The 19585-nt window shown below is 63.1% G+C and carries 17 protein-coding genes; 3 read left to right on the forward strand and 14 right to left on the reverse strand.

Annotation, left to right across the window (positions count from 1 at the left end):
- Positions 1-46: 46 nt before the first annotated feature.
- From WD767_10775 to WD767_10805, 7 genes are all read right to left on the reverse strand, one after another.
- A complete protein-coding gene (locus tag WD767_10775; GenBank protein ID MEX2616570.1) occupies positions 47-1399 on the reverse strand; it encodes an ABC transporter substrate-binding protein in 1353 nt (450 codons plus the stop codon).
- Positions 1400-1606: 207 nt separating this feature from the next.
- Positions 1607-2707 carry a sn-glycerol-3-phosphate ABC transporter ATP-binding protein UgpC gene (gene ugpC / locus WD767_10780; GenBank protein ID MEX2616571.1) on the reverse strand — a complete coding sequence of 367 codons (1101 nt, stop codon included), beginning with the start codon at positions 2705-2707 and terminating at the stop codon, positions 1607-1609.
- Positions 2708-2819: 112 nt separating this feature from the next.
- On the reverse strand, positions 2820-3722 hold the full coding sequence (locus WD767_10785) for a carbohydrate ABC transporter permease (GenBank protein MEX2616572.1): 903 nt from the start codon (positions 3720-3722) through the stop codon (positions 2820-2822).
- 2 nt (positions 3723-3724) lie between these two features.
- Entirely contained in the window at positions 3725-4672 is a 948-nt protein-coding gene (locus WD767_10790; protein MEX2616573.1) for a sugar ABC transporter permease, read from the reverse strand.
- 301 nt (positions 4673-4973) lie between these two features.
- The gene (locus WD767_10795) at positions 4974-5978 is read right to left on the reverse strand and encodes an asparaginase (GenBank protein ID MEX2616574.1); all 1005 of its coding nucleotides are present in this window, start codon (positions 5976-5978) and stop codon (positions 4974-4976) included.
- A gap of 16 nt (positions 5979-5994) precedes the next feature.
- Positions 5995-6300: a hypothetical protein gene (locus WD767_10800; protein MEX2616575.1), complete on the reverse strand. Its 306-nt coding sequence runs from the start codon at positions 6298-6300 to the stop codon at positions 5995-5997.
- A gap of 4 nt (positions 6301-6304) precedes the next feature.
- Positions 6305-8212 carry a tetratricopeptide repeat protein gene (locus WD767_10805; GenBank protein MEX2616576.1) on the reverse strand — a complete coding sequence of 636 codons (1908 nt, stop codon included), beginning with the start codon at positions 8210-8212 and terminating at the stop codon, positions 6305-6307.
- Between the two features lie 235 nt (positions 8213-8447).
- Between WD767_10805 and WD767_10810 the strand changes: the two genes are divergently transcribed.
- Both WD767_10810 and WD767_10815 read left to right on the forward strand, forming a co-directional pair.
- Positions 8448-10259 (forward strand): amidohydrolase family protein, encoded by a 1812-nt coding sequence (locus WD767_10810; protein ID MEX2616577.1) that lies wholly within the window; start codon positions 8448-8450, stop codon positions 10257-10259.
- On the forward strand, positions 10189-11349 hold the full coding sequence (locus WD767_10815) for an acyl-CoA dehydrogenase family protein (GenBank protein MEX2616578.1): 1161 nt from the start codon (positions 10189-10191) through the stop codon (positions 11347-11349). Before WD767_10810 ends, WD767_10815 begins: the two co-directional genes overlap by 71 nt.
- Before the next feature lie 122 nt (positions 11350-11471).
- Here WD767_10815 and WD767_10820 read toward each other — a convergent pair whose 3' ends face one another.
- The 7 genes from WD767_10820 to WD767_10850 form a co-directional block, all read right to left on the reverse strand.
- Entirely contained in the window at positions 11472-11885 is a 414-nt protein-coding gene (locus WD767_10820; protein ID MEX2616579.1) for a DUF6641 family protein, read from the reverse strand.
- 68 nt (positions 11886-11953) lie between these two features.
- Positions 11954-12802 (reverse strand): TauD/TfdA family dioxygenase, encoded by an 849-nt coding sequence (locus WD767_10825; protein MEX2616580.1) that lies wholly within the window; start codon positions 12800-12802, stop codon positions 11954-11956.
- Between the two features lie 22 nt (positions 12803-12824).
- The gene (locus WD767_10830; GenBank protein ID MEX2616581.1) at positions 12825-14531 is read right to left on the reverse strand and encodes an amidohydrolase family protein; all 1707 of its coding nucleotides are present in this window, start codon (positions 14529-14531) and stop codon (positions 12825-12827) included.
- Between the two features lie 139 nt (positions 14532-14670).
- The gene (locus WD767_10835; GenBank protein ID MEX2616582.1) at positions 14671-15609 is read right to left on the reverse strand and encodes an NADP-dependent oxidoreductase; all 939 of its coding nucleotides are present in this window, start codon (positions 15607-15609) and stop codon (positions 14671-14673) included.
- A gap of 190 nt (positions 15610-15799) precedes the next feature.
- Positions 15800-16087: a GIY-YIG nuclease family protein gene (locus tag WD767_10840; protein MEX2616583.1), complete on the reverse strand. Its 288-nt coding sequence runs from the start codon at positions 16085-16087 to the stop codon at positions 15800-15802.
- Between the two features lie 199 nt (positions 16088-16286).
- A complete protein-coding gene (locus WD767_10845; GenBank protein MEX2616584.1) occupies positions 16287-17327 on the reverse strand; it encodes an enoyl-CoA hydratase/isomerase family protein in 1041 nt (346 codons plus the stop codon).
- Positions 17324-18472 (reverse strand): isobutyryl-CoA dehydrogenase, encoded by a 1149-nt coding sequence (locus WD767_10850; GenBank protein ID MEX2616585.1) that lies wholly within the window; start codon positions 18470-18472, stop codon positions 17324-17326. The genes WD767_10845 and WD767_10850 overlap by 4 nt, the downstream gene beginning before the upstream one ends.
- Positions 18473-18571: 99 nt before the next feature.
- On the opposite strand from WD767_10850, the gene hemB reads away from it, so the two are divergent.
- Complete coding sequence (gene hemB, locus WD767_10855) at positions 18572-19576, forward strand: porphobilinogen synthase (protein MEX2616586.1); 1005 nt, start codon at positions 18572-18574, stop codon at positions 19574-19576.
- Positions 19577-19585 lie beyond the last annotated feature (9 nt).

The following is a 19585-nucleotide window of genomic DNA, read 5'->3' on the forward strand; positions in this document are numbered from 1 at the left end:
CCCGCTTCCTCCCGAAGCGAAACCCGCCGCGATGCGTAACCCTGCCTTACCGGAAGCCTTCGATTTCTTCCGTCGCCCAGGCGATCACTTCCGCCGCTGTCCTGCCCTGCACCATCCGCGCCACCATGGACGGATAGATATAGCGGCTCCAAATCTGCACGGCCGTTTCGACCGGCGCATTCGAACCGACGATATAATGGTCAGCCTTGTGATGCGCCTTCAGCGGGTAGTTGTAGATCGTCCCCTGCGGCGGGCCGATTTCCTTCCAGACGTCGAAGTCCGACATGGAGACGAATGGCGGAATGTCGTAACCGGCCGCCGGTACGGAGGTTTTTTCGACGTTTTCACGCTGCATCACGTGGGTCATCAGATCCTTTGCGGCCGACTGGTTGTTCGCCCATTCCCAGACGCCCCACATATACGGACGATGCGGCACGAGACGGCCCATCTTGCCCTTCGGGTTCGGGAAGTGCCAGCAATCCTCCGCGATTTCCGGCTTGTCGCGCTTGGCCACCGCATAGGCGCTTGGCGGGTTCCAGATCATCGAGGCCTGACCGGAAATCAGCGCGCGATTGTTGGCGCCGTCGTCATAGCTGATCTGTTCCGCCGGCAGGTACGGGATAATCCGCGCGACATAATCCAGCACCTCTTTCACCGGGTCGGAATCGACCGTGGGATTACCGTCGGCATCGGTCAGATGGGCGCCAAAGGCGCCAAAGGTCGCGCCCCAGGTCTGGTTGGCGTCGGTGCTGTTCGAGCCGCAACCGAGCGCAAGGGGCTGGCCGCCGGCGTGACAGGCCTTGGCGATTTCCAGCATCTTTTCATAGGTCCACTCTTCCGAACCCGCGGTCGTCTCGTCCCTGGCCGGATACCATTCGGTCACGTCCACATTCGCGTATTTCTTGAGCAGCGAAATGCGGGCGACGACCGGCAACGGCGCCGAACCCCACGCCACCGGAACGCCTTTCCATTCGCCATCGACGATGCCGAGATATTCGGTGGCCTTGCTGACGGGGCCATATTGCTTGATCAGTCCCTTGACCACATCGTCGACGTTGATCAGCTTGTCCGCGTATTGATGCGTGTTGTACTGATCGAAGGCCATGATGTCGTGGCCGGCCCGGGCCTGCGCTTCCGCCGCCTGGGTCAGGATCATCTTGTTGCCTGCGGAAGGGATAAAATCGAGCTGGATTTCAACCTTGTTCTTCGCGCCCCACTCATCCATGATTTCCTTCATGAACGGGTTGGTTTCCTTGACCCAGTGATCCCAGATACCGACTTTCAGTGTGCCGGCCGCATGGGACGTCTGCATATGCACCAGCGGTAATGACGCCGCGCCAACGGCGCCGGCCGTGGCTTTCAAGGCAGTCCGTCGGGTGATTTTTTTCATTTTTGACATAACGTTACCTCCCTAAAATAGACAATGTTTTCAACTTCTGATCGTCGATCACCGACCGGATGACCTCGCCGGTTCGCGGAGATCCGGATACTGTTGTCGCACGGCTCTCTTGCGGAGCCTGTTTCTGCCGTTCCAGCCAACCGGACATCCGCCCGACATCGCCTTTTCCTGACATAACCAGCGGACGGACGATCCGACCGCCCAATATCAAACCACGTCGCCCGAAGCCGGATCGATCAGGTGCATGTTGTTCATGTCCACATGGAGCGGCAGCATTGCATTTGCCTTGGCGGGCGTATTCGGCTCGACCCGCGCGCACATGGCGTCACGACCGATCATGAAATGCACCATGGTCTCCATGCCCATGGGCTCGACCACATCCACCTTGACGTCCAACGACGTCACACCCGGTTTCGGATTGGCCTTCACCTCGGTCATGTGTTCGGGGCGCAGGCCAATCGTCATTTCCTTGTCCAAATATGGCGAATAGCGTTCGCGTCGTTCCTCGGGAATCGCCAATGAGACGGATTCACTGAGCTGCGCGGTGATCCCGCTGCCGTTCCGCACGATGCGGCAGGGAATGAAATTCATCGCCGGCGAGCCGATGAACCCGGCCACGAACCGGGTCTTGGGATTATGATACAGTTCCTGCGGCGGTCCCACCTGCTCAATGGTGCCGTGGTTCATCACGACGACCCGGTCCGCAAGCGTCATCGCCTCGACCTGATCATGGGTCACATAGACCGTGGTCGTGTTGACCTTCTGGTGGACCAGCTTGATTTCGGTGCGCATCTGCACGCGAAGCTTGGCGTCAAGGTTGGACAGCGGTTCGTCGAACAGGAAAACCTGGGGGTTGCGCACGATCGCCCGGCCCATCGCCACGCGCTGGCGCTGCCCACCGGACAGGGCCTTGGGCTTGCGTTCGAGCAGCGATTCGATATCGAGAATACGCGCCGCCTCGTCCACCCGCTTCTTGATCTCGTCCTTGGAGAACTTCCGCAGCTTGAGGCCGAAGGCCATGTTCTCGAAGACACTGAAATGGGGATACAGCGCATAATTCTGGAAAACCATCGCGATGTCGCGATTACGCGGCGGCACGTCGTTGACGATGCGGTCGCCGATCAGGATGTCGCCGGCGGAGATATCCTCCAGCCCGGCGATCATGCGCAGGGTCGTGGACTTGCCGCAGCCCGAGGGACCCACAAGGACGACAAATTCATGGTCCTCGATCTCAAGATCAATTCCCTTAACCGCCTGCACATCGCCTTCATAGAGTTTGAAGATTTTGCGGATCGAAACCTGGGCCATCCTGTGCTTCCCTGTCTACTGTTTGTCTATATGCCGTTTCCCGTTAAGTTGTTTACGCACGTTTCTTTTCTTTAATTTTTCTGCTTTTTCCAAGCCGCGCAGCGTTGCGGCATCAGCCCTTGGTCGCGCCGGATGTCAGCCCGGAAATGTAGTAGTCCATCAGGAAGGCGTAGATGATCACCGGCGGCAGCGATGCGATCAACGAACCCGCCATCAGCTTGCCCCAGGCAAAAACGTCGCCGCGGATCAGTTCGGTGACGATGCCGACCGTCAGCACCATCTGGTCCGAACTGAACAGGAAGGCCAGCGGGTAGAGGAACTGCCCCCAGCTGACCGTGAACGCGAAGATCGTCGCCGCGATAATGCCCGGCAGGGCGACCGGAATGAATATCTTGATCAGCATCTGCGGGTAACTGGCGCCGTCGATCAGCGCGGCCTCGTCGAGTTCCTTCGGGATCGAACTGAAATACCCGATCATGATCCAGGTGCAGAACGGTACCGTCAGCGTCGGATACAGCAGCATCAGCGACCAGGTGTTGTTCATCATGCCGATCGCGCCGATGATCTTGAACATGGGAATGAACAGCAGGCTCTCGGGCACCAGATAGGTCAGAAAGACGCCCGTCGCCAGCGCCGCGCTACCCCAGAACCGCATTCGGGCCAGCGCAAAGGCCGCCATGATCGAAATGACCATGCTCACCACCACCACAACCGCGGTGATCTTGACGGAATTCCAGATGAAAACCTGGAAATGGTCATCCGTAAGCAGTTCCACAAAATTCTGCAGGGTCGGATTCTTGATCAGCCACGGATTGCCATCGCGCGAGGACACTTCCTCCGAGGTCTTGAGGCTGGTGGTGACCGTGTAGATCGGCGGGATCAGGAACATGAAGGTAAAGAGGGTCAGCGCGGCGTAGCTGCCCCAAAGCGCCCAGCGCCGTTCGTTCTTCAGACTCTTCCCGCCCATGTTACGGGTGATTTCGGCGTCCGCGACTGCTGCTGTTGTGACCGTCATGACTACAACTCTTCCTTGGTCCGCTTGGTGACGTCGTTCAGTATGAAGTATGCGAAGAGTGCGAGGATCGGCAGCATGAACAGGCTCACCGCGGCGCCAAGCGGTATGTCACCCGACTGGATGCCGACCTGGAAGGCATAGGTCGAAAACAGGTGCGTCGTATCCTGTGGACCGCCATTAGTCAGGATTCGGACGATGTCGAAATTGGCGAATGTCAGGATCAGGCTGAACAGCACCGTGATGGAAATGATATTCCGCATCATCGGCAGCGTGACATGGATCAGCTTCTGCCAGGCAGAGGCGCCGTCGATGGACGCGGCTTCATAAAGCTGCTCCGGCACGGATTTCAGCGCCGCCAGGTACATGATCATGAAGAACGGCGTGCCGACCCAGACATTGACCGTGATGACCGCGATACGCGCCCACCAGGTTTCGCCCAGCCACGGAATGGTCGGCCCGCCGAACACGTTCAGCGCCCAGTTGAACGCCGAATAGGACGGATCGAACAGCCACCACCAGGTCAGGGTCGACATGGCCGGCGGGATGACCCAGGGCAGCAGCAGCAAGCCGCGATAGACGCGCTGTTTCTTGCCGGGCACGTTGTGCATCAGATGGGCCAGGATGAAACCGAAAAAGGCCTTGAAGATGACCGCGACGACGGCAAAGAAGCAGGTCTGGAAGATGATCATCTGGAACGTCGAACGTTTCAGAAGGAACGTGAAATTGTCGATCCCGACAAAGGCCGTCATCTTCTTGTTCAACATCGACAGGAAGACCGAATATACGGACGGATACGCGACAAGCCCGACGATCACCAGGATCAGCGGCAAGGTCATCAAAAATGCGATTGTCGACTTTCGGCGCAGAATTTTCCGTAATCCGCCGATGCTGCCCTCATCGGAATACTTGGCCGGATCATACCCGGCCTGTGCTTCGGTGGCCTGCGCCATAAGCGAACACCTCAATTGCTGTGCCCAACAGCCGGTCAAGGCTTCGAGCACCAAACAATAACCTGTCCAAATCGGCGTTTATTTTTCCCCGCCGAACGTCAGCAAGGCTCGCCCTATTTCTGCAAGGATAAGCATACTCCCCCACCCTTGGCAACACTCATTGACGATCAAATGACCGGCGCCTCCCTCATTTGTAATGCGGCAATTTGTCCGGGTTGCCATCCCTGCGCCACTGGCGACTGGAAATGAACCTTTATAAGGCTATAGCGCCGGACGGATCGCGCCGCGGCGCCACGCGCCTTCAATATTCGTCGAACATCCGCTGGATCTCGGCCGGGTCGGCTGTCGCCGTCAGCGCCAGCATCAGCAGGACTCGCGCTTTCTGCGGCGAGAGGTTATCCGCCAGCACCGCGCCCGGCGCGCGCCTGGAGGGAATGTCGGCGACCCTGCCGCTACCCGCACGGGTACTCTGGGCGATAACGACGCCTTTTCCGGCGGCGGCGCAGAGCGATTCGAATTCCGCCGGCGTGCTGGATCCGGGCGCCATCGTCGCGGCGACAATGCCCCTCGCCCCCGCGGCGACCAACGCGTCGATCACGGTCCCGTCGGCCCCCGCATAGGACAGCGCGATATCGACCCGGGGCAGCACTGTCAGGCCGCGCGCATCGAATTCGGTGTCCGGCATGCGCCGCCGTTCAGGCATCCGGTACCATGCGATCCGGTCGAAATCCGCGTGTCCCAGCAGGCCGAAATCCGGGCTCCGGAATGTCTGCAGGCGCAGGGTCGAAGTCTTGGTGACCTCGCGGGCGCAGTGGATTTCATCGTTGAGCAGCGCCAGTACGCCCCGGCCCCGCGCGGCGGGATCGGCGGCCGTGCGGATCGCGTTGACCAGATTCATTCCCGCATCGGTGCTCAGGCCTGAGGCCGGCCGCTGCGCCCCGACCAGCACGACCGGCAGGTCGGCCTTGACCGTGAGGTTCAGGAAATAGGCGGTTTCCTCCAGCGTCGCCGTGCCGTGGGTGACGACGATCCCGGCCAGCGTGGGATCGTCCGCCGCCAGTTCATGAATCTTCGCATTGATGGCCAGCCAGTCCGACGGGCCGACTGCCGTGCTGGGAATCGCGCGCAGACGCACCGGCACGACATCCGCCTGTTCCAGCGTTTCGGGGAAGGCGTTCAGCAGTTCGTCGACCTCGTAGATCTTCCTGTTTTCGCCGTAGCGAACGATGTCCAGAGCATTTCGCCCGACGGACGAAATCGTCCCGCCCGTCCCGATCACCGCCACCCGTGGTTTGCCGTTGCTCATGTTCGATCCTTTCCTGTTACGATGGGATTTCGCTACTGACCTGCACGCTGATCGCGGCGCCATGCGCCGGCGGAAATATCAGGCAGTCGATTGAAGCGCGGCCGGGCGGGGCAAAGGTTCCCTTGGCCGATAACCGTTCAGTCAGCAATTTGCGCTCCGGCACCCTGAGCGCCTGCCGAACCGTATCGCGGGCGACGACGTTTTCCTTCAACAGGACACCGATGGTCGAAATCCGTTCCCCGGCCAGCCTTTCGCCGGTTTCGATCCGGCATCGCGGCCTAGGATGAAGGCAATGATACAGGCGGCAACGCTGAACCCGCACCGCTTCATCGGAGTGATTCGCCGCTTCGGTCCGGCACCAGGTCGAACGATACTGTCACCCGTTCGCCGTCCCGGCGGATCGGAATGGTGTGGTGATAGAGCGACGAGGGGAACAACACGATCTCCCCGCGCTGCGGGCGATGCAACAGGCGCGGATAATCCGGGTTGATCAGAGGATAATGATCCCTGTACTGCCCGAAGACGATGGCGCCGTCGTCGGGATCCGGGGCATCCACCAGTTCGACGTAGATCACGCCGCTCAGCCAGCCGGACGGGTGAATATGCGCCCGCTGGTGACCGTTCCGATGCAGCCGGACCGACCAGCCCGTCAGAGCAGGTTGCTCCGGCCACATGTCAAGAAACAGACAGCTTCGATTATCGTACCGTTTGCGATAGAGCGCGATTTCACGCTCGATAATCCGCTGCAGTACTGCGACAGACTCCTTGCCTCTGGAAAAAAGATTGCCATGCGTCTGGAAGCCATAACGCGTAGTGCGGGAATCAGGCGTCCATAACGCCGGAACCTCGCGCAATTCCCTGGCTAACGCCCTCAGGTAAGATTCCAGGTCATCCACGTGATCGCCGAGTTGCCCGACACTCACGAATTCAAGGGGGTCGGGACAGAAAGGGTGAGGATCCTCCTGGCCGATCTGGCCGTATATATGCCCGCACGCGGCTGCAACGCTAAGGTTCAGCTTGTCTCTGTCCAGGGTTTCCCGGACGCGCCTGTCGAACTCGTCATAGCGCTGCTGTGCGTAGAGGCATGTCAGCGCCTCCGCCCGCGCCTTCCGGCTATCCGCCTGATCGAAGCTGCGCCGCGCCTCTTCGTATCGCTTCAGATGGACCAAAACCGATGCAAGGTTTTCATGCGTGTTCGTATCATCGGGGCGGAGTCGGAGCGCGTCACGATAGCTCGAAATGGCTTGCTCGAATTCTCCCTTGCCACGCAGCGCATCGCCCAGGTTCCTATGAGCCTCGGCAAATCCCGGATTAATCGCCAGCGCCTTGCGGTAACTGGAGATCGCCGAATCCAACTTATGCCCTTCCGCCAGAATTTCGCCCAATGCATTGTTAAAGTCCGCATTGTCCGGATGCCATTTCAGCAGTTCCCGATAGCTGGCTCCAGCGTCGTCGAGATCACCGTTGGCATAGAGAGCGTTCCGCAGGGCAATGTTTGCATCGAGGGAATCCGGATTGATCTCCAGCGCCCGGCGCGCACAGGAGACGGCTCCTTCAAGGTCGCCACGCGCGCCCAATACCAGGCCCAGATTGTTATGGGCGTCGGCGAAATGAGGATCATGTTCTACGGCCAAGCGAAAAATTGCCTCAGCCGCATCGAGGTCACCCTGACTGTGGTGGATGATGCCTATGTTGTTGTATGCGGCGGCGAGGCCAGGCATTAGCGTAAGAGCCTGCCTGTAGCTGGCGGCGGCACCGTCCAAATCGCCCTTCTCTTTTTTAGCGACACCCAGATTGTTGTGGAACTCGCCGTTCCCGGGCTCAATGCGCACAGCATCGCGTAAATTGGCGATGGCGCCATCCAAATCACCGCCGGCCAGAAGCGCATTGCCCAGATTGTTGCGAGCGGCGGCAAAACGGGGATTCAGCGCGACGGATTTTCTGCCGGTCTCGATGGCTTCATCCGTTCTACCGGCTTCTTTCAGGCAGTTGCACAGGTTGGAGAGAATCGTCGCGTCATCGGGCTTTTTTTCGGAAGCCGCCGTCAGTTCACGGATCGCAGCATCCAGTTTTCCGCCGGATGCGTACACAACCCCGAGCAATCCCTGGATGGTGCCGAGATCCTGCGGCTTCAGCGGTTCCGCGAGAAGGCGCCGGAGCTTTTTTTCCGCGTCCGCAAACCGCGCGGCGCGCGCGTCCTGCAGCGCGGAATCGAGCATTTCCTGTATACGCATTAATAGCCTCTAGTAGCTTTACGTTTTCGCCCAATGCGACGACAGCCCTGACGGGTCACGTTTTAGCACCGCCGCCGGACCGCGAACAGACCGGCCGGGGCAAGGCGCGACGGTCGGCGGGTCCGCCTTACTTGCCAACCCGCCGGGATGGGGTCACAGTAATCGGCAGACTACCGCGCCGCACAGGCCATAGCGGCGCGCAATATCCGGTTTCAGCGATGGGGGAGAAATAAGGATGAGTTACGATCTGATTGTCAAAAACGGCATGGTAATCGACGGTTCCGGCGGCCAGCGCTATCGCGCGGATGTCGGCGTCAAGGATGGAAAGATCGCGACCATCGGCCGGATCAACGCCCCCGCGGACGAGGTGATCGACGCCGAAGGCCATGTCGTGACTCCCGGCTTCGTCGACGGCCATACCCATATGGACGCGCAGATTTTCTGGGATTCGCTGGGTTCGTGCTCCTGCTATCACGGCGTCACCAGCGTGGTGATGGGCAATTGCGGCTTCACCCTGGCGCCCTGCCGCGAGGAAGAGGTCGATTATGTCTTCCGCAACCTGGAACGCGCCGAGGATATCAGCCGCGACGCCATGCTGGCCGGCATCAAATGGCAGTGGGAGACCTATCCGGAATACCTGGATGTGATCGACAGGCTGCCCAAGGGCATGAACTACGCCGGCTATGTCGGCCATTCGGCGCTGCGCACCTATGTGATGGGCGAGCGCGCCTTCGACGAGCAGGCCACCGAGGACGACCTGAAGGCGATGATCGCCAATGTGCAGGATTCGGTGCGCGCCGGCGCGATCGGATTTTCCACCTCGCGCAGCCCGGCGCATCTGCGCCCCGATGACCGCCCGGTCGCCAGCCGGACGGCCGACTTCTCCGAGGTCCAGGCCATCGTCAACGGCATGGGCGATGCCGGGGGCGGCATTTTCCAGCTTGCCATGGAGCGCGGCACCATGGACGAACAGAAGGCGTTCTATCAGTCGCTCATGGACCTCTCGCGGGAAAGCGGCTGTCCGATCACCTTCGGCTCGCTGACCCGCCGCGAAAGCCCCGGCCTGTGGCGCGACCTGTACGAGATCATCGCCAGGGGCAACCGGACCGGCTCGCGCATCTGGACCCAGGTGCAGGTGCGCGAGATCAACACCGTGCTGTCCTTTGAAACCCAGCTTCCCTATGACGGCTGGCCGGTCTGGCGCGACATCCGCAAGCTGCCGCTGGCCGAACAGAAGAAGGCGCTGCAGGATCCGGCGACGCGGGCGAAGCTGGTGGACGCCGCCAAAAGCGCCGCGCCGAACAAGACGGTCACCGGCGGCGAGGCCCGGCCGCCCGAATGGGACTGGTTCTATTACATGGACAGGGCGATGTACCCGCACCGCACGCTGGCGGATATCGCGCGCGAGCGGGGGGGGGCGGGGGGTCGACCCGGTCGACGCCTTCATCGACATCTGCCTGGAAACCGACCTGAAGGCGTTCTTCCGCCAGCCCATCGCCAACGAACTGGAATCCGACGCGCTGGAGATCATGAAGGACCCGAACTCGGTCGTGACGTTCTCCGATTCCGGCGCCCATGTTTCGCAGATCATGGACAGTTCGCTGCAGACGCACCTGCTCAGCTACTGGGTCCGGGAGAAGCAGGAATTCTCATTGGAGCAGGCGGTGAAGATGATCACCTACGACACCGCCACCGCCTGGGGCTTCCACGATCGCGGGCTGCTGCGCCAGGGCATGGCCGCCGATATCGTCGTCTTCGACCCGGAAAAGATCGAACCGCAGATGCCGACCATCGAATACGACCTGCCGTCCGGCGCCCAGCGACTGAAGCAGATGGCCGACGGCATCGCCGCCACGGTCATCAACGGCCAGACCGTGCTGCGCAACAACCAGCACACGGGCGCCCTGCCCGGCCAGTTGCTGCGCGGGCCGCTGGCGAAAGCCTCGTAACGAAAGAGGGCGGCCGGAGGGATTCCCATGGCCAACGGAACCGATCCGGTGGCGCGCGCCCGCGCGCTTGCCGGCGATATCGCCGCCGCGGCCGATGAAATCGAGCAGACGCGCCGCCTGCCCGCCGCCCTGCTGGCCCGGCTGCATGGGGCGCGCATGGCCCGCATGCTGCTGCCGCGCGCCTTCGGCGGCGACGAGGTCGAACCGGGCGTCTATCTGCGGGCGATCGAGGAAGTGGCGCGCGCCGACGCCTCGGTCGCCTGGAACCTGTTCGTCGCCAACAGCGCGGCCCTCCTGGCGCCGCATCTGGAGCCGGATACCGCGCGCACCGTCTTCGGCCCCGAAGATGCCCTTGTCGCCTGGGGGCCGCCGAACGCAACCGTCGCCGCGATCGAACCCGGCGGCTACCGGGTCAGCGGGCGCTGGGACTTCGCCAGCGGCTGCCGCAGCGCGACCTGGATGGGCGTGCACTGCATGGTGGCCGAACCCGGCGGCGCGCCCCGGCTGAACCGGTTCGGCAGGCCCGCGATCCATACCCTGCTGTTTCCCGCCGAACAGTCGACCCTGATCGACACCTGGGACACGATAGGGCTGCGCGGCACGGCTTCCGATTCCTATTCGGTCGAGGACCTGTTCGTCGCCGACGCCTTCACCGGCACGCGCGAGGAACCCGAAGCGCGGCGCGATCCGGGGCGGCTCTATGCCTTCCCGATGCAGGCCCTTTACGCCGTCGGCGTGGCCGGGGTCGCGCTGGGCGCGGCGGATGCGATGCTGGAGGCCTTCAAACAGCTTGCCGCCGACAAGACCCCGCGCGGGTTGAGCCGCCTGGCCGACAGCGCCGCCATCCAGAGCGGCGTCGCACTGGCCGAGGTCCGGCTTGGCGCGGCGCGCGCCTATGCGCTGGAAGTGCTGGCGGATGTATACGCCCGCGCGCCGTCGCAGGGCGCCATCGGGGTCGAGGACCGGGCCCGGGTGCGGCTGGCCGCCAGCAACGCCATACACGGCGCCATCGAGGTGGCCGACTGGGTCTATAAACGCGCCGGGGTCAGCGCGATCTTCCGGGGCGGGCCGTTCCAGCGCCAGTTCCGCGACATCCACACCCTGTCGCAGCAGATCCAGTCCCGCGACGCGCATTTCGAAACCATCGGCCAGGTGCTGCTCGGCAACCCGCCCGAGGTGTTCTTCTGAGATTCAGCGGTAGCCCCGGTGACGATCACGCCGCGTTTCGTGGCGGCGTCCTTAGCCACGGAATCGACGCCGATCCCGTGGCGCGAAACGATCGACAGGTTCGGCGGGACGTGGCGATGCGATCAGGGCCGGGACTTCCGGGAGGCCGCCTCGATGGCCTGGTCCAGTTCCCCCGCCTTTACCGCCCGGATGACGTGACGATACGCGGCCGGGAGATTCTTCAGGCTCTTCACCTCAATCGCCGTACCGCGCCGTGCGAGTTTCAGCGGAACCTTGTTGTAGAAGATCTGGGTATAGAATGTTCCTTCGGGAACCTGCTTCCACCATAGCCGCGGCCGCACCGGCACAACATTGTGGCCGCGCTTGCGTTTAAGCTGAAGCGGCTTCCCTTCCAGCGCCAGCGACGCCAGTTCGATCTGTTCCTCGATGCTTGCGATCAGTTTCTCGCGGCGGTATTCGACTGTGTCGCGCCGGTGTCGCGGCCGCGCCGCGACGATAACCCGGTTTGTGATATTGAGTTTGTCGAGATGTGCCATGTCCTTTCAGTTTAACACATTTCGCAAAAAATTGTTCCGCGCGCCTGACAGGGACGCAGCGGCGGCCGTTACACTGGCGGTTGCGTCGCCGCGAAGGTCGTGCGGTACATCAGGCGTCGCAGGGGCAGGTCGTAATCCTGGATCGCCATATGCTGCACGGTGCAATTGTCCCACAGCAGCACATCGCCGGGCTCCCAGCGGTGACGGTAGATGTATTCCGGCCGGGTGATGTGGTCGGCCAGCGCCGCGATCAGTTGCTGCGCCTCGCCGTCGTCCATGCCCTCGATTCCGGTGCAGTCGTCGCGCATGACATAGAGGCACTTCCGTCCGGTAAACGGGTGGGTCCGGGCCAGCGGATGGATGACCGGCGGGAATGCGGCGCGCTGCGCCGGGGTCACCGGCACCGCGCGGACCCTGCCGGCGAAATCGAACACGGCGCGCAACCCGTCGATCCGCTGCTTCATGGCGTCCGGCAGGTCGTCAAACGCGGCATGGGTGGCCGCAAAGCAGGTGTCGCCGAGGGTCAGCCCGTCCTGCACCGGCACTTCATGGGCGCACAGGATTGTCCCGCGCGGCGGGTTCGCCGTGTAGCACATGTCGCTGTGCCAGCGCTCGCCCGCCCGCTTCACCCCGATATCGCGGCCGCCCTGTTCGATATTGGAGACGACCACCACGCCGGGATGCCCCGGCACGCCATGCGTTTCGGAAAAGGTGTTGAGCGCCTGTTCGCCGAAATGGCCGGTGAAATCGAGCAGTTGTTCCGGCGACAGGAACTGGCGGCGGAAGAAGACGACGCCGTGCTCGTTGAACAGCCGCTCTATTTCGGCAAAAGCCGCCGGACCCAGCGGCGCGGCAAGGTCGACGCCGCGAATTTCAGCGCCGACAGGGGCGGATGTACGGACAACTTCGAACGGCATGCGTACCAGCCCTCCCACTGCCTCAGTTGCGCGGATTCGCCTGGTAACGGGTGTTGCGCAGCAGCCGGCCGGGCAGCGCGCCCACATGCTTCCCGTCCTCCATCAGGACCCTGCCGTTGACGATGGTCATGCGGATGCCTTCCGCCGGCTGGCGCATGCGCATGGCGCCGCCGGGGAAATCGTGCACCACTTCGTTCGGCAGCGGCCGCACCGTATCCGGGTCGAAGATCACGATATCCGCGACCTTGCCCGGCTGCAGCAGCCCGCGGTCGTGCAGCCCGAAGATATTGGCCGATTCGAAGGTCAGCCGCTTGATCGCGGTTTCCAGCGACATGGCCTTTTTCTCGCGCACCCACTCGGCCAGCAGCCTGGTGCTGTAGCCGAAGCCGGCCTGGAACTGCACATGCGCGCCGCCGTCGGACAGGCCGATCAGCGCATTCGGATAGTTCAGGATTTCGGCGACCGCCGCCTCGTCCGCGTTGACCTCGCTCTGCAGGAAATCGGTGTCCAGGTTTTCCTCGATGGCGAGGTCGAGCAGCGCGTCGATGACGCCCTTGCCCTGCGCCGCCGCAATCTCGCCGATGGTCTTGCCTTCCAGCCCCTTGTTCTTCGGCAGCACCGCGTTCGCCACGGCGATGTGGTCCCACCATTTCCTGGATATGCCGGTCGGGGTGAAGTCGATCTTGAACTCGACCGCCTCTTCATGAAGCTTCTTGCGGATTTCCGGGTCCGCATAGGCGCGCAGCTTTTCCGCGTCCGACGCGATCAGGATCGGGTGCCAGGTCGGCAGCCCCCGGAAGGACTGGCAGTTGTGCATGTTGAAGAAATCGGTGATGGCGTTCGGCGTGCACATGGGATAGGCGCGGATGCCCCTGGCCACGGTCTCGTCGATCTTCTTCATCTGCTCCTTCCACTGCCCCGGATATTTCAGGTTGTGCAGCAGCGTGTTGTAGACGACGGGGCGCCCGGTGGCTTCCGACAGGCGGCTCATCAGGCCCGTCTTCACCTCCGACCCGTTGCCGCCGCCGCTCTGGATGATGCCGGTGCCCAGTTCGCGCAGCACGTCGCAGATGGCGAAAATTTCCTTTTCTTCCGCCCACAACGCCGGCACGGGTACGCCCTGCGGATCGAAATGCCCCGCATTGCGTGAAATCGACAGGCCCAGCGCGCCCGCCAGCATGCCGTCGCGGACGATGGTGCGCATCTGTTCGATCTCGTCATCGGTCGCCGCGCGTTCCTGCGCCGCGTCGCCCATGACGTAGTAGCGGATGGCCGAGTGCCCCATCAGGTTGCCGACATTGACGCCGAGCCTGTTGTCCAGCACGTCCATGTATTCCGATACGCTTTCCCAGGAGATATCGACCTTGTTCAGCACGTCCATCGGGATCGCTTCGACATAGGACAGGAAGCCGGACAGTTTTTCCCGCGTGCCGGGCCGCACCGGCGCCAGCGATAGCGAGCAGTTGCCCAGGATGACCGAGGTGGCGCCGTGGTCGCAGGAATTGGAGCATAGCGGATCCCAGGTTACCTGCGCGTCGAAATGGGTGTGGTTGTCGATGAAGCCCGGCGCGACCACCAGCCCCTCGGCGTCGATTACCCGCTCAGCCGCGCCGCCCAGCTTGCCGATTTCGGCGATCTTGCCGTCCTTGATGGAAATGTCGCCGCGATACCCGGGCATGCCGGAGCCATCGATGATACGGCCATTGCGGATCAGGAGATCATACGCCATCGGTTTTCCTTTCGATATGGAACACGCAACGCGAGCAGGTCGCCCGACCGGGCCGACCTGCATATTCAGCGCATAGCGCCCCGCGTCTGTCCAGCCCCCCAACGGACGGGGATCGACGGGACCCGAATCAGAAGCAGAATCAGAAGCAGATGACGAGCCGCCCTCGCGTGCCTCCGGCCTCGAGCCGCCGGTGCGCCTCGCCGGCGCGTTCCGGCGGGTAGGTCTCGGCCACGCGCAGGGTCAGCACTCCGGCTTCCGCCTGTTGCCGCAGCGTATCCAGCTTTTCCCATTCGCCGTCGTAATTGCGCACCTGGGTCGGCGCGAAGCGGATGCCGCGCTGGCCATCGCCCGTGAACCCCCGCACGGCCGTGAAGGCGCCGCCGTCGCGTACCGCCGGGATCGCCTTTTCGTTCAGCACCGCGCCATCCGCCAGCCCGTCGACCCCGTCGGGGAAATGGGCGCGGATACGCTCGGCCACGTCATCGCCACGGCGCACCACGATATCGGCGCCGAGCGATTTGACGAGCGCTTCATCGGCTTCCGAGGCATCGGCGATCACGGTCAGCCCCTCCGCCTTCGCCAGTTGAACGACATAGCCGCCATAGGCCCCCGCCGCCCCGGTCACCGCCAGCACCTGTCCCGGCTTCAGCGCCAGCAGGTCGAGCGACTGCCGCGCGGTCAGCCCGTTCATCGGCAGCGTGCAGGCCTGGACCGTCGTCGTACCCGCCGGAATACGGGTCACCGAGCGGGCATTCAGGACGATCTGCTCCCGGTACCCGCCATGATCGGCTTTCGGGACCACGATCGCCATGACCGCGTCGCCGACCTTCACGCCGGTATCGACGCCGTCGCCGACCTCGTCGACGATTCCGGCCACGTCCATGCCCGGCACATAGGGCGGCGGGTCGACCTTTTGCACTTCGGCGCGCGACCCGTTGCGGGCCAGCGTATCGGTCGGATTCACCGCCGCCGCCTGGACCCGGATACGCACTTGTCCGGGCCCCGCATGGGTCTCCGGCACCTCGACGACTTTCAGGACTTCGGGACCGCCATGGGTCATCAATCCAACTGCGCGCATCAGGATATCCTTTCGTTGGTGCAGAGGCCGACAGTCAATGACGCGGCGGCGCAGGCGTCAAGCCGGGCACGGATCCCGCATGAAGTGCGGGATGACAGGTTATGTCGATTTTCCAGATGGTGGCAACTCTCGCCAACTGTCACCCCGCACCCGATGCGGGGTCCAGGCACGTCTTTAGCGCGCCCGGCCGTCAGGCCGACAGTCCGCCGTACAGATCCTTCCAGCCCGGATTTTCTCGTTCGATCAGTGCAACTTTCCACGCGCGACGCCAGCGTTTGATTTTCTTCTCCCGCAGAATGGCGTCCTCTATACGGCCATGCGTTTCGAAATAGACGAGATTCTTGACGCCATGTATTTGGGTAAAGCCCGCGACGAGGCCTTCGCGGTGTTCATAAACCCGACGGATGATGTCGTTGGTTACACCGGTGTACAGGGTACCGTATTTGCGGCTGGCGAGAATGTAGACGTAATAAGGCATGGCAAGTGCCGTCCCTTATGGAACCTGGTGCGGTTGGACGCTGGATCCCGCATCGGGTGCGGGATGACAGGCATCGGAGACTGGCACCGGCCCGCGATACTTTCCAGACCCGTCACCCCGCACCCGATGCGGGGTCCAGGCGCATCAACGGTGCGCCCGGCCGAGGTACACCGCCATACAGACCAGTCTTTACTCTTTTCTAAAACGTCAGTTCCTTCTCCCCCAGCGGCGCGAAATACCCGTCCACCATCGCGTCGCTCACCTCGCCCAGCGTCGCGGGCTGCCATTGCGGCTTCTTGTCCTTGTCGACCAGCAGGGCGCGGACGCCTTCGAAGAAATCGTGGCCGGCCATGCAGTGCTGGCTGAGGCGGTATTCCATCATCATGCAGGCGTCGAAATCCAGCGATGCGCCCTCGCGCAGCTGGCGCATCGCGATCTTCTGGCAGAGCGGGGATTTGTCCGCCATATGGTGCCGCATCCGGACGGCCCAGTCGGTGCCCTCGGCCGCCAGAGCGGCTTCGATTTCCTCGACACTATTCTTCGAAAAGCAGCGGTCGATGGCTTCGCGCTCCGCTTCCAGCGCCGAGGGGCCCGGTTCGGCCGCGCGGGCAGCAAAGGCCATGTCGAGATCGGCGCCGCCGCGCAGATCGTCGATCAGGGAGTCGTGTTCGGCCACCGGAATCAGGCTGTCGGCGATGCCCGCATAGAGGCAGTCCGCCGCGTTCAGTCGCGCGCCGGTCAGCGCCAGATACAGCCCGATGGCGCCGGGACAGCGAGGCAGGAAATGCGAGCCGCCGACATCCGGGAACAGCCCGATACCGGTTTCCGGCATGGCCAGCATCGTCCGTTCGGTGACGACGCGGCAATGGCCGTGCACGGACAGCCCGACCCCGCCGCCCATCGTCACCCCGTGCATCAGCGCGATATAGGGCTTGGGGAAATGATGGATCAGCCGGTTCATCCGGTATTCGGTGCGGAAGAAATCCTCGCGCAGTGTATTGCCGGGTTCGTTGCGGGATTCGGCCACGGCCACCACATCGCCGCCGGCGCAGAAGGCGCGGTCTCCCGCCCCGCGGATGACCACCGCGCGGACGGATTCATCCACCGCCCATTCGGCCATCCGGTCATACAGCGTATCGACCATGGCCATGGTCAGCGCGTTCAGCGCCTGCGGCCGGTTCAGGGTGATGACGGCGATGCCGTCGCGATTGTCGAAAAGGACGTCGGTGTTCCGGTTCATTCCTGCAGCAACCTTCTGGCTATGATGACACGCATGATTTCGTTGGTTCCTTCAAGGACCTGATGAACCCGCAGGTCGCGCACATGGCGTTCGACCGGGCAATCCCGCAGATAGCCGTAGCCGCCATGGATCTGCAGCGCTTCGTTGCAGATGGCGAAGCCGGCGTCGGTGGCGAAGCGCTTGGCCATGGCGCAGTATTGCGTCGCGTCCGGGTCGCCCGCGTCCAGCGCGGCGGCGGCCTTGCGGATCATCAGCCGGGCGGCTTCCAGTTCGGTCGCCATGTCGGCCAGCTTGAACTGCAGCGCCTGGAAATCCGCCAGCGGTCTGCCGAACTGTTTGCGCGATTTCAGGTGCTCCCGCGCGAGGTCGAGGCAGACCCCCGCCCCGCCCAGCGAACAGGCGCCGATATTGAGCCGTCCGCCATCCAGTCCCTGCATGGCGATGCGGAACCCCTCGCCTTCCCCGCCGATACGGTTGGATACCGGCACGCGGCAATCCTCGAAGATCACGGCGGCGGTTGGCTGGCTGTTCCAGCCCATCTTGCGTTCCTGCGCTCCGAAGCTGAGCCCCGGCGCATCCTTTTCCACCACGACGCAGGATATGCCCTTCGGCCCCGCTTCCCCGGTGCGCACCATGCAGAGATACAGGTCGGACGCCCCGCTGCCGGAAATGAACGCCTTGGACCCGTTGATCACATAGTGGTCGCCGTCGTGCACCGCCCTGGTCCGCAGCGAGGCGGCGTCGGAACCGGCGCCGGGTTCGGTGAGGCAGTAGCTGGCGAACAGGTCCATCCGCGTCAGCCGGGGCAGGAATTTCGCGCGCTGGTCGTCGTTGCCGAAGCGGTCGATCATCCAGCTCACCATGTTATGGATCGACAGATAGGCCGCGGTGGAAACGCAGCCGCCGGACAGCGCCTCGAACACCACCGCGGAATCCAGCCGCGACAGGCCCGAACCGCCATGTTCCTCACCCACATAAATGCCCGCCAGCCCCAGCGCCGCCGCCCGGCGCAGCGCGTCCTTCGGGAAAATCCGCTGCTCGTCCCATTCGGCGGCATGCGGCGCCAGTTCGGCGGCGGCGAAATTCCGCGCCATTTCCTGCACGGCGCGCTGGTCTTCGTCGAGGTCGCGGTCGGCGAGCGTCATGGTGTTCCTTCCCCCGGGGCTTGAGGCAATTCGAACCGGCGTTGCGGCATTGTAACCCCAACTCCCGCCCCGTAATATCGCCGCCGGAGGAGTATGACCATGCCCGATTTGCCCGACGCCCGCTTTCCGGTCACAAGGATGCGCCGCAACCGCCGCGAGGACGCGGTCCGCCGGCTCGTCGCCGAAAACCGGCTGAGCCCGGATGATTTCATCTGGCCGCTTTTCGTTATCGACGGCGAGAAACGGAAAGTCCCGGTCGATTCGATGCCGGGCGTCTTTCGCTATTCGCCGGATATCGTCGCCGAAGCGGTGCAGGAAGCCGCCGACGAGGGCATTCCGGCCATCGCGCTGTTCCCCTTCACCGACCCGGCGAAGAAGACCGAGGACGGGCGCGAGGCCTGCAACCCGGACAATCTGGTCTGCCGGGCGACGCGCGCGGTCAAGGCGGCGCTGCCGGGAATCATGGTGGTCTGCGACGCGGCGCTCGACCCCTACACCACCCATGGCCATGACGGGGTGATGAACGGCGCCGAAATCCTCAACGACGAAACGCTGGAAGTCCTGATCCGCCAGTCCATCGTCCAGGCCGAGGCCGGCTGCGACACCATCGCGCCGTCGGACATGATGGACGGCCGCGTCGGCGCGATCCGCCGGGGGCTGGACGAGGCCGGGCTGGACCATACGCGGATCATGGCCTATTCGGCGAAATACGCCTCCGGCTTCTACGGCCCGTTCCGCGATGCGGTGGGATCGAAAATGGCGCTGATCGGCGACAAGCGCACCTACCAGATGGACCCGGCCAACAGCGACGAGGCGCTGCGCGAGGTCCGCATGGACATCCAGGAAGGCGCCGACATGGTCATGGTCAAGCCGGGCATGCCGTATCTGGATATTCTGCAGCGCGTGAAGGAAACCTTCGCCATGCCGACCTTCGTCTATCAGGTCAGCGGCGAATATGCGATGCTGCGCGGCACGGTCGACCGTGGCTGGCTGGACGAGAAGGTGATCCTGGAATCGCTGCTGGGATTCAAGCGCGCGGGCGCGGACGGTATCCTGACCTATTTCGCGCTGGAGGCGGCGAAGACGCTGAACACCCGGCGCTGACGGTGCATT

The organism is Alphaproteobacteria bacterium (genome assembly GCA_040905865.1).
Taxonomy (GTDB): Bacteria; Pseudomonadota; Alphaproteobacteria; order UBA8366.